The 16,469-nt window shown below is 50.9% G+C and carries 16 protein-coding genes; 10 read left to right on the top strand and 6 right to left on the bottom strand.

The features are described 5' to 3' along the window. The first annotated feature begins 34 nt into the window (after positions 1-34). From DRI82_RS18820 to DRI82_RS18800, 5 genes are all read left to right on the top strand, one after another. Positions 35-1,405: a formimidoylglutamate deiminase gene (locus DRI82_RS18820; RefSeq protein WP_114195451.1), complete on the top strand. Its 1,371-nt coding sequence runs from the start codon at positions 35-37 to the stop codon at positions 1,403-1,405. Continuing rightward, on the top strand, positions 1,405-1,980 hold the full coding sequence (locus DRI82_RS18815; protein ID WP_114195450.1) for a HutD/Ves family protein: 576 nt from the start codon (positions 1,405-1,407) through the stop codon (positions 1,978-1,980). The genes DRI82_RS18820 and DRI82_RS18815 overlap by 1 nt, the downstream gene beginning before the upstream one ends. A 282-nt stretch (positions 1,981-2,262) precedes the next feature. After that, positions 2,263-3,813, top strand: coding sequence for a histidine ammonia-lyase (gene hutH / locus DRI82_RS18810; RefSeq protein WP_114195449.1), 1,551 nt, complete (start codon positions 2,263-2,265; stop codon positions 3,811-3,813). A gap of 48 nt (positions 3,814-3,861) precedes the next feature. Next, positions 3,862-5,556 carry a urocanate hydratase gene (gene hutU, locus DRI82_RS18805; RefSeq protein WP_114195448.1) on the top strand — a complete coding sequence of 565 codons (1,695 nt, stop codon included), beginning with the start codon at positions 3,862-3,864 and terminating at the stop codon, positions 5,554-5,556. A 192-nt stretch (positions 5,557-5,748) separates the two neighbouring features. Next, complete coding sequence (locus tag DRI82_RS18800) at positions 5,749-6,954, top strand: hypothetical protein (protein ID WP_157968099.1); 1,206 nt, start codon at positions 5,749-5,751, stop codon at positions 6,952-6,954. 55 nt (positions 6,955-7,009) lie between these two features. On the opposite strand, the gene DRI82_RS18795 is transcribed toward DRI82_RS18800, so the two are convergent. Further along, the gene (locus DRI82_RS18795) at positions 7,010-7,501 is read right to left on the bottom strand and encodes a 2-thiouracil desulfurase family protein (protein ID WP_114195446.1); all 492 of its coding nucleotides are present in this window, start codon (positions 7,499-7,501) and stop codon (positions 7,010-7,012) included. Between the two features lie 181 nt (positions 7,502-7,682). On the opposite strand from DRI82_RS18795, the gene DRI82_RS18790 reads away from it, so the two are divergent. Both DRI82_RS18790 and DRI82_RS18785 read left to right on the top strand, forming a co-directional pair. Next, positions 7,683-8,075, top strand: coding sequence for a VOC family protein (locus tag DRI82_RS18790; protein WP_114195445.1), 393 nt, complete (start codon positions 7,683-7,685; stop codon positions 8,073-8,075). A 53-nt stretch (positions 8,076-8,128) separates the two neighbouring features. Further along, positions 8,129-8,311 (top strand): DUF2158 domain-containing protein, encoded by a 183-nt coding sequence (locus tag DRI82_RS18785; RefSeq protein ID WP_114195444.1) that lies wholly within the window; start codon positions 8,129-8,131, stop codon positions 8,309-8,311. Positions 8,312-8,402: 91 nt separating this feature from the next. On the opposite strand, the gene DRI82_RS18780 is transcribed toward DRI82_RS18785, so the two are convergent. Beyond that, positions 8,403-9,284, bottom strand: a complete 882-nt coding sequence (locus tag DRI82_RS18780; RefSeq protein ID WP_114195443.1) for a helix-turn-helix domain-containing protein — start codon at positions 9,282-9,284, stop codon at positions 8,403-8,405. Positions 9,285-10,005: 721 nt separating this feature from the next. Between DRI82_RS18780 and DRI82_RS18775 the strand changes: the two genes are divergently transcribed. Then, positions 10,006-10,470, top strand: coding sequence for a GyrI-like domain-containing protein (locus DRI82_RS18775; RefSeq protein WP_114195442.1), 465 nt, complete (start codon positions 10,006-10,008; stop codon positions 10,468-10,470). A 115-nt stretch (positions 10,471-10,585) separates the two neighbouring features. Here the strand turns inward: DRI82_RS18775 and DRI82_RS18770 are convergent, their stop codons facing one another. The 4 genes from DRI82_RS18770 to codA form a co-directional block, all read right to left on the bottom strand. Beyond that, complete coding sequence (locus tag DRI82_RS18770) at positions 10,586-11,143, bottom strand: GNAT family N-acetyltransferase (protein WP_114195441.1); 558 nt, start codon at positions 11,141-11,143, stop codon at positions 10,586-10,588. Between the two features lie 107 nt (positions 11,144-11,250). Beyond that, on the bottom strand, positions 11,251-12,018 hold the full coding sequence (gene fetB / locus DRI82_RS18765; RefSeq protein ID WP_114195440.1) for an iron efflux ABC transporter permease subunit FetB: 768 nt from the start codon (positions 12,016-12,018) through the stop codon (positions 11,251-11,253). After that, on the bottom strand, positions 12,015-12,674 hold the full coding sequence (gene fetA / locus DRI82_RS18760; protein WP_114195439.1) for an iron efflux ABC transporter ATP-binding subunit FetA: 660 nt from the start codon (positions 12,672-12,674) through the stop codon (positions 12,015-12,017). The genes fetB and fetA overlap by 4 nt, the downstream gene beginning before the upstream one ends. Before the next feature lie 144 nt (positions 12,675-12,818). Continuing rightward, complete coding sequence (codA, locus tag DRI82_RS18755) at positions 12,819-14,060, bottom strand: cytosine deaminase (RefSeq protein ID WP_114195438.1); 1,242 nt, start codon at positions 14,058-14,060, stop codon at positions 12,819-12,821. Between the two features lie 573 nt (positions 14,061-14,633). Here codA and DRI82_RS18750 point away from each other — a divergent pair. Together DRI82_RS18750 and DRI82_RS18745 are read left to right on the top strand one after the other, a co-directional pair. Further along, a complete protein-coding gene (locus DRI82_RS18750; protein WP_157968098.1) occupies positions 14,634-14,975 on the top strand; it encodes a winged helix-turn-helix domain-containing protein in 342 nt (113 codons plus the stop codon). 249 nt (positions 14,976-15,224) lie between these two features. After that, positions 15,225-16,328, top strand: coding sequence for an iron-containing alcohol dehydrogenase family protein (locus DRI82_RS18745; RefSeq protein WP_114195436.1), 1,104 nt, complete (start codon positions 15,225-15,227; stop codon positions 16,326-16,328). Positions 16,329-16,469 lie beyond the last annotated feature (141 nt).

Genomic DNA, 16,469 nt, shown 5'->3' with positions numbered 1-16,469 from the left:
CCATCATTCACACACACTGTTCAGGAAAGGGTTTATGCCAGCGTATTTTGCCAAACGCGCGTTACTGCCGCAGGGATGGGCTGAAAATGTCAGGCTGGACGTGGATCAGCAGGGAATACTGATTGCCGTAACCTCCGGTGAGTCCGCTGAGGGCTGCATCGTGTTGCAGGGGGCCGTGGTGCCTGGAATGCCCAATCTGCATTCACACGCTTTCCAGCGGTTGATGGCCGGGCTGGCAGAAGTGGCCGGCGATCCGCAGGACAGTTTCTGGACCTGGCGCGATCTGATGTATCGGTTGGTGCAGCGCCTGACGCCGCCGCAGGTGGGGGTGATTGCCCGGCAGTTGTATATCGAAATGCTGAAAGGGGGCTATACCCAGGTGGCAGAGTTCCACTATCTCCACCATCAGGCAGACGGTCAGCCTTATCAAGATCGTGGGGAGATGACCGCGCATATCAGTCATGCGGCGCAACAGGCCGGTATTGGTTTGACGATGCTGCCTGTGCTCTACAGCTATAGCGGTTTTGGCAGCCAGCCTGCACTCGCCGGGCAGAAACGATTCATTCAGGATAGCGACAGCTATCTTTTGCAGCAGCAGATTATCGCCGGGCAAATTGCGGCGTCACCGCTGCAAAATCAAGGGCTGTGTTTCCATTCGCTGCGCGCAGTCAATCTGCAACAGATCGAGCAGGTATTGTCTGCCAGTTCGGCCAATCTGCCCGTGCATATCCATATTGCCGAGCAGCAAAAAGAGGTGAGTGACAGCCTTGCCTGGTGTGGTGAGCGGCCAGTGGGTTGGTTGCTGAACCATGTCGATGTGGATGCGCGTTGGTGTCTGGTCCATGCCACGCATCTGGATGACAGTGAGCGGGATCGACTGGCCGCCAGCGGTGCGGTCGCCGGATTATGCCCAACCACCGAGGCCAATCTTGGCGATGGGATTTTCCCCGCGGTGGAATACATTGCGCAACAGGGGCGCTGGGGGATCGGTTCTGACAGCCACGTTTCGCTGAATGTGGTTGAAGAGTTGCGCTGGCTGGAATACACGCAGCGGTTGCGCGATCGGCGTCGCAACAGGATGGTTACCGCGCAACAGCCCGCGGTCGGTGAAGTACTTTATCGCCAGGCATTGGCCGGTGGGGCGCAGGCGTGTGGCGCGCAGATAGGTAGCCTGCGTGTGGGGTATCGTGCCGATTGGCTGGTTCTTGATGGCAATGATCCCTATCTGGCGGCAGCCAGTACCGACCAGTTGCTCAACCGCTGGCTGTTTGCCGGTGGTCCCCAGCAGATTAAAGACGTTTATGTTGCTGGCAAGGCTGTAATCGTCGCCGGACAGCATGCGCAACAGCAAGACGCCGCCAATGATTTCTTCCAGTTATTGAAAACCCTGCAGGAGACCTTCTGATGCTACCGGTTCGTTTTGCCATTGATTCGCTGCCCGTCAGCCGTTGGCGCAATGGCGGCGGCGAAACAAGGGAGATCGTCAGTTGGCCGCAAGGTGCTGCTCAGTTTGACTGGCGTGCAAGCATCGCAACCATCGCGCAGGATGGGCCGTTTTCTGCCTTTGCGGGAATTGATCGTTCCATCACCTTGATCGCTGGGGACAGTGTGCGGCTATGGGGCGAGGGCGGGGAAGATTTTATCCTGACGACAGGAAAACCGTTGGCATTCGCCGGAGAATTGGCGCTACACGCCACCATCGGCCACGGCCCGAGTCAGGACTTCAACATTATGACCCGCCGTACCTCACTGATTGCGCAGGTAAATTCCGTGGTGCAGTCACAAACACTGCCCATTGGGCACAGCGGTGTGGTTCTGGTCATCCGCGGTGAAGGCTTGCTGGAGGATGAAATTCTACGTGAAGGCGAAGGATGCTGGTGGTCAGCGTTATCCGCGCCACGTGTGCTTACGCCCCAGCGACGCGATAGCCTGATTCTTTGGGCAGATATCAAGCTTGGGGCAGATATCAAGGCGCGATAAGCCATGTCAGAGCACCGTGCTTGTATATACAGGCATATACAGAATGTGACCGACACGTGATTCTTAAAATTTCCCCCCGATTCAGATTGAATGGATTATGGACATTCATTTAGCTCACAACTATATGTTAGACATAGAGCGCCGCTGGCAACGGGCGCAAAATTGCAGATCGCGACAGGAATCCAGCTGAAAAAACCGCCTGAAATCGATTCGAATTTTCCAACCCGGAAGATTTTCGCCCGGGTTTATCTATGACTTAACTTGTCTATACAGGAATATATCATGTCGACAGACCTGACTCTCTGCCGCCTCCATCCCGGCCACGTTGAACTGGCGACGCTGCGCGATATCTACCGTGGCGGTGTGCGTTTGGAATTGGTGGCGTCCGCCCGCGAGGCCATTATTGCTGCACAGGAAACCGTGGCAAATATCGTGAAGCAAGGGAATGTGGTTTACGGCATCAATACCGGTTTTGGCAAGCTGGCGCAAACGCGTATTCCGGCGGAAAGACTGGCGGAATTGCAGCGCAATCTGGTGCTGTCGCACAGCGTCGGGGTTGGCAAGGATCTGGCGGATAACGTTGTCCGTCTGGTGGTGGCAACGAAAATTATCAGCCTGGCTCGCGGCCATTCCGGGATCCGTTTGCAGGTGATTGAGGCGTTAATCGCGCTGTTCAATGCGGGCGTAATGCCCTGTATACCAGAAAAAGGATCCGTCGGTGCGTCAGGCGATTTGGCACCGTTGGCCCATTTGTCGCTGATGCTGATTGGCGAAGGGGATGTCACCGTCAACGGGCAGCGACTGGCAGCGACCGAAGGGTTAGCCGTGGCCGGATTACAGCCTATCGAGTTGGGGCCAAAAGAGGGATTGGCGCTGCTGAATGGCACGCAGGTGTCAACATCGCTGGCCCTGAAAGGATTGTTTGAGGCAGAGAATGTGTTTGCCGCCGCTATTGTGGCGGGGACACTGTCGCTGGAGGCGATCAAAGGCTCAGTCAAACCTTTCGACGATCGCATCCATCAGGCACGTGGTCAACGCGGGCAGATTGCCGTCGCGCAAGCAGTACGCGCGTTACTGGAGGGTAGTGACATTGTCACTTCTCATCAAGGCTGTAGCCGGGTGCAAGACCCGTATTCCATACGCTGCGTCCCGCAAGTGATGGGCGCCTGTCTGGATAACCTGCATTACGCCGCGCGGGTGCTGCAAATTGAAGCCAATGCGGCGTCAGATAATCCGCTGGTATTTACAGACAGCGGAGAGGTGATCTCCGGTGGCAATTTCCATGCTGAACCGGTGGCGTTTGCTGCGGATATCATCGCGCTCGCCGTGGCGGAAATTGGGGCGATTTCAGAGCGTCGCCTGGCGCTGCTGCTGGACGCCGGACTTTCAGGCTTGCCGCCGTTTTTAGTCAATGACGGCGGGGTGAACTCCGGCTTTATGATTGCCCAGGTCACCGCGGCCGCGTTGGCGTCTGAGAATAAATCCCTGGCGCATCCGGCCAGTGTCGACAGTTTGCCCACGTCAGCCAATCAGGAAGATCATGTGTCCATGGCGACATTTGCTGCACGTCGCCTCGGTGATATGTGCTTCAACACGGCGGTGGTGGTGGGTATTGAAGCCATGGCTGCGGCACAGGGGGTGGATTTTATCCGCCCGCTGCGCAGCTCGGAACTGCTGGAACAGGAAATGACGCGGGTGCGCGAGAAAGTTGCTTTTCTGGCACAAGACCGCCTGATGTCCGGTGATATTGAGAACATGCGCCTGTGGGCCAGCCGTGAGGAGTGGCCGCAGGCCATACTCGCGATGTTGCCGAGCCAGAAGCTTGGTTTGTAATGGACTGTTTTTCATGATTTTTCCTCCTGAACGCAAAGGAAACTAATAATGAATTCCGTGTTGAAAAATGCCGTAGCCCGCGAGGTTCGCGCCCCTACCGGAACAGAATTGCACTGCCAGAACTGGCTGATCGAGGCTGCGTATCGGATGATCCAGAATAACCTCGATCCTGACGTGGCAGAGCGCCCGCAGGATCTGGTGGTTTACGGCGGGATTGGCAAGGCGGCGCGGAATTGGGACTGTTTCGAGGCCATTTTATCCAGCCTGCGCAGCCTGAAAGAAGATGAAACCCTACTGGTTCAGTCCGGAAAACCAGTGGGGATTTTCCGCACTCATCTGGATGCACCGCGTGTATTGATCGCCAACTCCAATCTGGTACCCCATTGGGCCAACTGGGAACATTTCCATGCGTTGGATAAGGCCGGGTTGATGATGTATGGGCAGATGACGGCCGGTTCCTGGATTTACATCGGCGCTCAGGGCATCGTGCAAGGTACCTATGAAACCTTCGTTGAGGCGGGCAGGCAGCACTATAACGGCAATCTGCGTGGCAAATGGATCCTCACTGCCGGTTTGGGCGGCATGGGCGGTGCGCAGCCTTTGGCTGGCGTGCTGGCCGGTGCCTGCGTACTGGCCATTGAGTGCCAGGAGTCACGCATTGATTTCCGTTTGCGTACCCGTTATCTGGATTATAAAGCCCATGACATTGACGAAGCCCTGACCATGATCGAGAAAGCCTGCGCTGAAAAACAGGCTATCTCTGTGGGGCTGGTGGGCAATGCCGCCGAAATCCTGCCTTTGTTGGTGGAACGGGCCAAAGAAGGCGGCCTGCGACCGGATATCGTAACCGATCAGACCTCTGCCCACGATCCAATCAACGGTTATCTTCCTCTTGGTTGGGATCTGGATCGCTGGGAAAACACGCGTAAAAGTGATCCTGCCGCCGTGGATCGGGCTGCCAGGGAGTCGATGGCGATTCACGTTCAGGCCATGCTGGATTTTCATGCAATGGGCATTCCGACGGTGGATTACGGCAACAATATCCGTCAGATGGCGCTGGACGAAGGGGTGAAAAATGCCTTTGATTTCCCCGGTTTTGTACCCGCATACATCCGTCCGCTGTTCTGCGAGGGCAAAGGCCCGTTCCGCTGGGTGGCGCTGTCCGGCGATCCGGACGATATCTATAAAACCGACGCCAAACTGAGAGAGTTGTTCCCGGATAATGCACCGTTGAATAACTGGCTGAATATGGCGCAAGAGCGTATCGCCTTTCAGGGACTTCCGGCACGTATCTGCTGGCTGGGTCTGGGGGAACGGCATATTGCCGGATTGGCGTTTAACGAAATGGTGCGCAACGGTGAGTTGAAAGCGCCGATTGTTATTGGCCGCGACCATCTGGATTGCGGTTCGGTGGCGTCACCCAACCGCGAGACTGAAGCCATGAAAGACGGTTCCGATGCGGTTTCTGACTGGCCATTGCTGAATGCGTTGCTTAATACCGCTGGCGGCGCGACTTGGGTGAGTATCCACCACGGTGGCGGCGTTGGAATGGGGTTCTCGCAACATGCGGGTGTTGTGATTGTTTGCGATGGCAGCGAGCAGGCGGATCAGCGACTGGCGCGGGTATTGTGGAACGATCCGGCAACCGGTGTTATGCGTCATGCTGATGCCGGCTATGAATCAGCCGCGGCGTGTGCAACAGAACACAATCTGAATCTGCCCATGCTCCCGCATAACAAATAAAACAGCGTCTCCCTCGTTAATACGAGGGGACTCTAAGCATCTATTACCGATAACATTAATTTTCGGGCATAATTATCCTAATCTGGCAAAAATGGATCTTCCCAATCGTATTTTTTGCCAGAGTGGGTGTTCTCCTCATGATATATATTGTTCATGCAGCGTCCGTTGCAAATATACTATGAGGTGTTTTTTATGTTAAATAATAATGAACTGACATTAGTGCCAGCACAAATAGGTTTTAGTGGTCTATATTTGGATGGTAATGCCACCCAACTTGGTGGTGTAAGAAGTGTTTATTCAAACGGCGTGATGACCGGCGTATTTTATCTGGGCTGGACCTATTATAACCCTGATTCGACTGACACGACGACGGCAGATCAGGTAGTAAGTTATCTTAAGACGGCAGGGAATATCGACTGGCGCTTTGGTGATAAAAGTGGCGATAAAGGATCGCTGGCCGATGCCGGTTGGACTGTCGGTGTGACTGATAACGGTTATGCACATGATATTGTTCAACAGACAGGGCCTGCGGCTGAATCACCAGAAGTTTCATTGGTGAATTTGTCGGGAATAATTCCTTTTTATATTCTCCCCGTGCTCGGATATGCCAATACCAGCCCGATCTACTGTAAACTCACTGACGGTACCGCGAGTACAATGGCAACAGGCAACCAAAGCACGCAACTGGCTGGTCAGGTATGGCAACACAACAGTGACTCATTTGCCTTTTCCACCATCGTAGACAATGGCGGTTCCAATGGCTGCGTATTGCGGGAATTGCGTTGGAGTGATTATTATATCTCTGAAAGCCAGAATTATTCTTTAATTAAAACCAATAACATCATCCCATCGACATCAACATGGATTAATACCGCTTACCTGCCTTTTGATGCCGCCAAAGGTGGGTCTGGGCGAAATATTTTCCTTATCTACAATGCGCCAACGGATACCACGTTGTCACAACGCTCGGTATTTGTGTTGGATAAACTTACGCCGACCTATGATTTGGCCGCGTTGAATGAGGAAGAATATGCCTGTAACCAGGAATATACCTTCCTACTGAGTAATAAGGCGCTTACCTCTTCACAATATCCTCAGGGATACGAACTGGAGAATTTCGATTGGGATCCCAAGTCCATTTCCGGTATTCCTATTGCCACCCAATATAAAAAAGGATTTATCGATCCCAATGGGTCAGAAACCAATCCAGCGTCTGTCTTCCAGTATATTCAAAATGACATTCCCGTAGATTATGCGCATACCGGAGATTATATACCGGGCATTCGGGTGTTGGATAATTTTGGCACTGTGATTGATTTCGTCATTAATCTGGATGGTGGCGGCGACGATAAATACACCTGGACCATTGAGAGCGCGGCACCCGTGTTTTTACCCTGACTGAGAGTCATCTGATCCTTTGCCCTGCATCAACCGATGCAGGGCAAAGCGAAACTCACGCTTGATTCATCACCCGTTCAATCAACTGCAATATCTGCCGATGGGAAAAAACCTCAATACCGTGCTGACGCAGTAGCTCAGTCGTGACACCGTAACCTTTCAGTATTTTCCCGCCAAAAGAACCATCATAGATCGTCTCACTACCACATGAGGGACTGCTATCCGTCAGCAAGGCATAGCGGCAACCATTTTTCTCTGCCATTTCCAGTGCCAGATAAGCGCCCAGAATATAGCGTTCAGTGACATCCTGACCGCTGGATTCCATCACGCGTGCGCCCTCGGTCAAAACAGAGCGACCGGAAGATCTGACAGCAATTTCTGCCGGTGGACGCGGTGTTGCGAAGCCTGCGGCAAGTTCCGGGCAGCAGATCACCAGACGATTTTGCTCGCGCCATTGCTGCAACGTTTGATCGATAAGGATTTTCTCTGATCCGTTATAGCGGACAGGGAAGCCGGACAGGCAGGCACTGATGAGTATTTTTGACATGAAACGAGCTGATTTATAAAGACGAATCCGCAGCATACGCTATCGCGCGCAGATTTCAAAAAGGCACGAAGACATGCATTTGCCACTACAGGAAAAGCGTAAGGCGGAAATCGATCCGGCCCGCTTCCTTTTTCCTGCCACGCTATACTGAAAGGATTGCTAGGGTTGAAGGAGACAGATCATGTCCCGCGTCCAGGCCGTCGACCATCTCGTTATCACCGTCAGTGATTTCACTGCATCAAACGCGTTCTACAGCGCATTTTTTGACTTTCTCGGTTTCAAGGTCATGGATGAGTTCGAGGGAGCAAAAGGCTGGAGTAACGGTTCTACCCGCTTTTGGATCTATGCCGCTGATGATGAAGGGATAAAACATCCTTACCGCTTGGGTGACATCGGTTTCCATCATTATGCTTTCTCGCTGAATGACCGAAAGGATGTCGATGAACTCCAGACCTTCCTTATTCAGAATCATGTCAGGGTCGTCGATCCTGCCGACGAATACTACCCTGACTATTACGCTGTTTTTTTCCTTGATCCCGATGGATTGAAGCTGGAAGGCATGCATTATGGTTGAGGGTGCTACGCTTTAAATGCAGACTCGAATTCCAATGTATTAAGGAGAACATCATGTCATTCAATGTCGGTGATTCCGTCCAGCCGGTGATCGGTGGGCAACGTATGCGGGTGGTCAGCGTAGAAGGCGATACGGTGGAGTGCCAGTGGACCAATCTGGATCAGGAACAGACGCGCACATTCAACAGCAGCGAGCTCGCACTGTACAAAGAGGATGATGATTTCGGTGTATGCTGATCGGTTGAAACGCTGCCGCCGGAAGGGCCGACGGCAGGAGTGCTCAGGCCGCACCAAACGCCAAGCCCTTTAATTTACCGACAATAGGCTTTTAATTTACTGACAACAGATAGTGGTAATTGATCTTCGATTGCGCCCAGCGGGAGGTGAATATTTCATCATCGAAATTGATCTGCTCAATTTCCTGGCTGGCGGTAATCTTTTTGCGTAATTCAGGCAATACTTCATCAAAAAGATAGCGGGTTAACTTATGGCTTTCATTCACCGTGCCGCTAAAACGGATCGAGACAAATTCCCCACCGGCTACTGATAAATGCTGGCCGCTGTCATGCAGTCCGGTACTCGCATTCTCCGCCAACATATAGCGCAGGCTATTTTGCTCGCCGTTTTGCGTGTCACCGGTCATTACGGTGATGATCGGGCTTTTGCGCACATCGGTTTTAGAAAATACTTCGCACATCATTTGGTCGCGGATGGCCTGATAATTGGGGCGACTGTTACCTTCGATACTTTTATCCACCAGCGTCACATCATTACGCAGGCGCTTCAGATGCATCTCTGGCAAGTTGACGCACTCAACATCCAGATTAAAACTATCGTTAAAACTGAAACGCGGCGTCAAGAGATCAAACTGCCAGTCGGGTGAGAGGCGATACTGGAGTGGCGTGGTGGCAAAGCGCTTTTTAAAGGCGCGGGTAAACGTCTGCTGAGAATCAAAACTGTATTGCGTCGCGATATCAATAATGGATTCATGGCTGGTTTTCAGTGCGATTGCACACTTGGCCAGGCGGCGGTTGCGCATATAAGTCGCGATATTTATCCCGGTCATGTCGCGGAATTTACGTTGCAGGTGCCACTTGGAGTAACCTGATTTCAGCGACACCATGTCGATACGCGGTGCCGTGTCCAGATGTACCTCGATCCAATTGACCAATTCATCAATCAAATCGTGGTCTTTATTATATTCCGTCATATCAGGCGCTCTCAATTCGCAGATGAATGCAGGATGAATAGTTCACGTCCGTAATCTATTCATCTGACCGACCCGTGTCAAACTTTTATTAATGATCGTTAATAAAATGTGCTTATTGCCTCAGGAAGAAAGAATGTCCCTTGACAGCAAACGGGGAATAGTAACAGTCGATACCTTTCACAAATGAATGAAAAGCCGCTTTTAGCCCTCCGGTCAGCAACATCTGATCGACCAGGGCTTTATGCCTGTTGAATAATTAAGGTGAATAGGCCCTATCCCATGGCTGACCGATAATACCCGTTGAATCGGGCAGGTACTGGATTGCCTTTCAATCGCATGTCGCCATCAACCGGGCGTCAATCCCTATTTGGATGTCTGGAACGACAGCGCAGAGTGGCTTTTGCAACCAGATATTGTATGACAGTGACGATTCTGGCGGAAAAAGGGGATCGCGCTAATACTTGTGAGTGGCCGCTAAATGCTTAAAAAAGTATTGCCTTTATAATATTATTTACTGTATAAATAAACAGTTGTTATGGCGGTGCAGTCCGACGTGCTTTTTCTTGATTAAAAAACTACTTGAGTAAAAGGGTATTTATGCAGAAGGTTCTTTTGCAAAAAAACAGCCTCAGGCAAAACACGGTCGGCGTGTTGTGCGGTTGGCGCCGGTAAGGCATCAATCACACTGATCTCTCAAATCATCAGACACATGGAACACACTATGGCTATAAAAATTGTTGAAAAAGATCCCATCAATGTCGTTGGCGTGCGCGTTGTCGGCCCATATCCACAGACAATTCCTCAGGGTTTTGAACAACTCTATGCGTGGCGTTCACGTCATCAGGTTGTGCCGGGTGACTGGCTGGCCCTGTATTGGGACGATCCCTCACAGGTGCCACCACAAGAGTTGCGTGCCGATGTCGTGTTTGGTGTCGCCGAAGGATTTGAGATGCCGGTTGACCAAAAAGTGCTGGTCAGTGAGCAGACGATCCCCGGTGGGTTATATGCGGTGTATTACGCCAAAATTAAAACCGATCAGTTCACCCAGACCTGGCATGACTTTTACCAGGAATTGGCTGCGAGTGAGTATCAACCGACGATGGGCGCATGTTATGAACGTTACCTGAATGATGGATCATCAGGTGAACATGAAATTGAAATCTATCAGTCCGTCGAGCCGAAATAAGCGCGACCAGAAATAGCCACTTTTTGGTGCGAGTTGATGGCGTAATAACGCCATCAACGCTAGTGAGTGAAAATACGATAGCGTGAAAACACAATAGCGTTTAAACGCTATAAAGTTAAAAACGCTTACCCGGCAGAAAGGGGGGATTCGATGCAGTGCGTTGAAGTTGAAGAATCGCCTCCTGATGATAAACACTCTCGGCAGTGACGCGAAAGCCACATTTCGCCGCCAGCTTCAGCGACGATGTATGTTCTGGCGAAATGATACAGCAGGTGGTGGTGATGTTCTGCTCGTCGGCCCAGTTCAGAACCGCCTTTGCCGCTTCGTAGGCGTAACCTTTGCCATGAAACTCAGGTGATAAAGCCCAGCCCATTTCAGGCATGCCCGCCAGTGAAGGTGTAATTTCGCGGCGGTAATCCGCCAGTCCGATTTCACCGATAAAAGCGCCACTGCCAGACTCAAAGATGGCCCAGTAACCAAAACCCAATAGTTGCCAATGTCCGGCATAACGCAGCAAACGGCTCCAACTCGCCTCATAACTTGACGGGGTACCACCGATGTATTTTACCACATCCGGATTTGCCCACAGGGCCGCGACGTGGTCGATGTCCTGTGCGGTATGGGCTTGCAATCTCAGGCGGTTGGTTTGCAGAACTGGAGCACGAGTCAGCATGATTTTCCTATTGTTTATGGGGTAGGATCACTGGTTTTCGTAAAAAACGGTTATTACTCTTCTCTGCGCGTTGACGCGCGGGTAGCGTATTACACACGATTTACCTGTCAGGGTTTCATCAGTAATTGCTGTCGTTTGTTGTAAAACCGGCGATAGGCAAGATAGCAGGCGATTATCGTTGATAAACTGGCGGTTGAAAGCAGCATAAAGGTGACCATTATTTGGTACTTGATGGCTTTTACCGGATCAATGCCGGCAAATATCAACCCGGACATCATCCCCGGCAAGCTCACCAGTCCTACTGTTTTTGCTGAGTCGACGGTAGGAATCAACGATGAACGTATGCTGTCACGAATGATCCCGCGTGAGGCATATTTCACCGAGGCACCCAGGCTGAGCATTTCGAGTATTTTCTGCTGCTGGTCTTTAAAACGCTGATTGAGATTGTTGTAGCACAGACCCACCGCGATCATGGCATTACCGGCGATCATGCCGGAGATGGGAATTACCTGCATCGGGGTAAACTCGATCGAACCGCTGAGGATCAGCACGGTCAGGGTAAGCACCGTACCTGACGAAATCGCAATAAAAGAGATCACAAAAGCATGGTCGATATTCTTACTGCGTTTGCGGGCATTCAGTGCGGCGTTAAAGCAGATAAACAGCACCATCAGGATCGTCAGTAAGCCATTGTCGACATCGAAAATATACTTCAGGACATAGCCAACAATAATGAGTTGGACGATGGCGCGGGCGATGCTCCAGATAATGTCTTTTTCGAGACCGAGTTTCTCTCTCTTACTGATGAGTATCGCAATGACGACCAGAACCAGCGCCAGCATGAGAGACTGGTTGGTAATGTTATGCTGGTTCATGAATAGCTCTCCACCGCATGATTTTTCATGACAATGACTTCATCGGCATGACTGATTTCGTTTTGATCGTGTGTGACCCAAAGCACTGCGACACCCTGGTGATCGACCAACTCCCGGATCATCTGGTTAACGTTCTTTTTGTTGTCTTCGTCCAAAGCACTGGTGATCTCATCGAGCAGGAGAATACGTGGCGTAAACTGCAGGTTGCGCAGAAGGGCGATCCGCTGTTTCTCCCCACCGGAAAGCTCATTGATGCTTTTGTTGAGAATCTCATGGGGCAGCAGAAGCCGGGTCAGACCCTCTTTCAATTTGGTCTCATCTACCTTCTGGTGGCGGATCTGGTAAGGCAACGCCAGGTTATCGTATACCGTCTCACCGAACAGAACCGGTGTCTGGAAACAGTAAGAAACCTGCTGGCGATAGTGTTCCGGAGCGATCGCATCGATATCTTTGCCATCAAGCAGAATGCTGCCGCTGGTGGGGCTGATCAGTGAAGAGATCACTTTGAGCAGGGTACTTTTACCGCAACCTGACGGGCCAGTGATTAAGGTGAATTCTGCTTTTCTCAGGCTCAGCGAGACTTCATTCAGGATCGACGTGCCGTTAATTTCATAACTCACGTCGCGTAAGCGCAATATTTCGGGTTCTGTCGTCATCATCACTCCCTAAATCAGTCGAATTATGGTGTTGGAATAATAGGCTTTTTTGGCAGTGAGGGGAATTCGAACCGATTCGGCCATAAGAGAAAGGCGACTCCTGCGAATCGCCGTGATATGGCCAAAACCGTCAAAATGACCAAATTACATGCCGTAGCGTTCAATGCGTTCTGGCTGGCGACGCATGATCACTTCCCCATGGCGAATAGACAGGTGGGCTTTAGCCTGGCGTCGTACTGCCTCATAATCATTTTCTGCATCCAGAATCACCAGATTGGCAGGGCGTCCGACGGCGATGCCATAACGCTCACCCAAATGCATCGCTTTCGCGCTGTTATCTGTGACGAGATCAAGACAGCGTTGCAGATCCTGATAACCCATCATATGGCAGATATGCAATCCGGCATCCAGCACGCGCAGAATGTTGCCATTACCCAGCGGATACCACGGGTCCTTGATCGAATCCTGGCCAAAGCAGACATTCATGCCCGCGCGATCCAGTTCGGCCACGCGTGTGACGCCACGGCGTTTGGGGAAGGTATCGAATCGACCTTGCAGATGAATACTTTCGGTCGGACAGGAGATAAAGCTGATCCCCGAGAGTTTCAGCAAGCGGAACAGTTTCGAGCAATAGGCATTATCGTAAGATCCCATGGCGACGGTATGGCTCGCAGTGACGCGAGCGCCCATGCCACGGACTCGGGCCTCTTCAGCCAGAACCTCAAGAAAGCGGGAGTGCGGATCATCCGTTTCGTCACAGTGTACATCGACGAGGCAGCCAGTGCGTTCAGCAAGATCCATCAGGAACTTGATTGAACTGACGCCCTGAACGCGGGTATTTTCAAAATGAGGAATGCCGCCCACGACATCTGCCCCCATTTCGATCGCCTGTTCCATCAGTTTGCGGCCATTGGGATAGGACTCGATTCCTTCCTGCGGAAAGGCCACTATTTGTAAATCAATCAGGGATCGCGCCTCTTCCTTCACTTCCAGCATGGCTTTCAACGCGGCGAGCGTTGGGTCGGTCACATCCACATGGGTTCGTACATGCTGAATACCGTGATCCCGCAGCATCCCAATCGTTGTATGGGCGCGTTTTTTGGTATCTTCGTGAGAAATGGTCTCTTTGCGCTGGCTCCAGCGCTCAATCCCTTCAAATAGGGTTCCGCTCATATTCCATTCTGGTTCACCGGCGGTGAGCGTAGCATCCAGGTGAATATGCGGCTCGACCAAAGGAGGAATCACCAATTGACCGGCTGCATCAATAGCACCTTCCACTTGCAGGGCGTTTGATGATTGCTGCTCGATGGCCGCAATCACACCATCTTTGATATCCAGTGTGAAAGTTCCGTTTTGCTGACGGAGAACGGCATTGATAATTTTCATAACAACTCCTGATGTTAAGCCTGTGACTTGCGCCAGATAAGCAAAGGATAACCCTACAGCAGTATCACCGCCATGATGCCCTTAAAGGGGTCGCGAGAAGGAAGGTGTTGGCGATACCGATCTGTTGAATGACGGCAGCCCATTGGGTTCCGCTTTTAGTTTTTTTAACAAAAATAAATGACTATTTTATGTCAAAGAACGTCAAAAACCCGCCATTTATAAACTCACGTTAAATTATGTTTCCTGAGTTTTTCTCTTCTCACCAAAAAATAAAGACAAAGTGCATTATAAATGTTAATTTTTTATTAAAATATTTCGTCTTGGTGATGATTTTTTTATTTATGTTGCCTTGATTTTTAGGAGGGGTTAATTATCACCCAGATTCATCATGAGAATCATTATATGCTTCGAAAATATCTTTTTTTCATCAATTCCTATGAGATGTGCTATCTTACTGTATGAATTTTAATGTTTTTATTTTTTGCAGATTTGCACGGCGCTGAATGCATGATGCCTGACAGAGAATTTATCTATGATAATCCCTTGTATTTACTTTCTAAAAAGGGAAATTCTATGAGACAACAACACCATCCGCATGCATTCAGTACTGATAACGAGATTAATGATGAAGACAATATTGCATTCTCTTTTAATGTGTTATTTCTTCAGGAAATGGAACGGCGTCTATTCTTTTGTCTCAAATCGAAACCCGGTGAGATCATTGACAGAGATACTTTAATCACTCAACTCTGGCCAGGGTGCGACAAATGTACTCATGATGAAAATCTGATTCAACTGATCTGTAAATTGAGGCGTTCACTTAAAATGGCCGGTTTTGCCGATGCAATAACGACAATAAGAAATAAAGGTTATAAATACAACATTGACCATGACCGGGAAAACTCGTTTGCATAAGCGACTGCCGCGTTAGTGACGTAACACTAAACTGACGCAGGGAGTTCATCTCATCCTAAGCCAAATACGGTTTCATGGTTACGTGAAATCGTATTATTCTCCCCCTGGCACTTTGCTCCGCCATTTCCCGCAGATAGACAATTCCTCCACGCGGCACTCTTTTTTTGACCATACTTAGAACCTATCCCCTCAAAACATTCATTTCCTGCATGCCGCTTGAGGTATGACGGGTAATTTATAAGGAGAGGTATGTTTACACACCGGTTAGTTTTCCCCGCCAGCGTTTTACGAGGCCGGGGGGCCATTCTTCACTTGGGAAGGATGTGTGGCAGGCTAGGGCAACGCGCCATATTGATAGGCGGTAAACGGGCAATCGCGTTTGTCGAGCCCCAGGTCATCGAACAACTCAGCGAAAGTATGATGTGGTATGCCGGAAGTGAATGGTATGGCGGAGAGTGCAGCGAACAACATATTTATCGTTTGGCAGATATTGTTCAACGCCAGGGGATTGAAGTCATTATCGCCACCGGGGGAGGAAGGGCATTGGATACCGCCAAAGCCGCTGGGGTGGTGAGTAATATTCCCGTGGTGACCCTGCCAACGGTGGCGGCAACGTGTTCAGCCATTACCCCGATTGCATTTCGGTATCATGACGATGGTGTTTTCCGGGATATGTTTCATCTTGCCAGCGGCCCTGCGGCGGCGGTCATTGACGCTGATTTGCTGGCCCGCTCACCCTTGATCAGTTTTTCTGCCGGGTTGGGGGACACTTTGGCGAAGTGGTATGAGTACCGGGCGATCAGTGATATCAACAAGTTGCAGGGGCTGGCGGGTGTCGTACGCACTAATAGCGAACTCTGTTTTACGCTGATAGAAAACTTTGCTGCGGATGCCTGCCTGGCGTTAGAGCAGGGTAAGGCCAATGCTGCGCTGGAGCAGGTGCTGGATGCCATTTTTCTGTATGCCGGATTGACCTCCATTATGAGTAATGGCGGTCATACGGCTGCCGCACATGCTTTATATGATGGTTTTACTGCGATCCCCAAAACACGGCAAATTCCTCACGGATTGTTAGTGGGGTTTGGCAATCTCTGTTTGCTGGCGTTGGAAGGCCGTGATGATCAACAGTTACTGGCCGCGTTAGCGCTGGCCCGCGCGTGTTCGATACCGTTGACGTTAGATGAGGTCGCGGATGATCTGACACCAGACGAGCGCCGAGCGATCATCAGCCGGGCATTGGTGGCACCGGACATGAAGAATATGCCATTCAGTGTTACGGAGGAGATGATGGAGGGGGCGATTGCGAGGATCACCGCTTTAGCGGGGGAAATTGCTCCCTTCGGGAGGGAGTAGCTTTTTAAAACGGGTTTATTGATGTTCTTGAACGTCAAAAGATAGCTTTGCTGGTTAGATGCCTACGCTATGATGTTGTTCTGTTAGTGTGAAGATCGGCATCTAAGCAGGGCCGTAAGCGCGGCCCTGCACCGCGCTTTT

The sequence above is a fragment of the Edaphovirga cremea genome, assembly GCF_003332275.1.
Classification (GTDB): Bacteria; Pseudomonadota; Gammaproteobacteria; order Enterobacterales; family Enterobacteriaceae; genus Edaphovirga; species Edaphovirga cremea.
The sequence above is the reverse complement of the archived record's forward strand: the minus strand, read 5'-3'. Positions and strand labels throughout refer to the sequence as shown.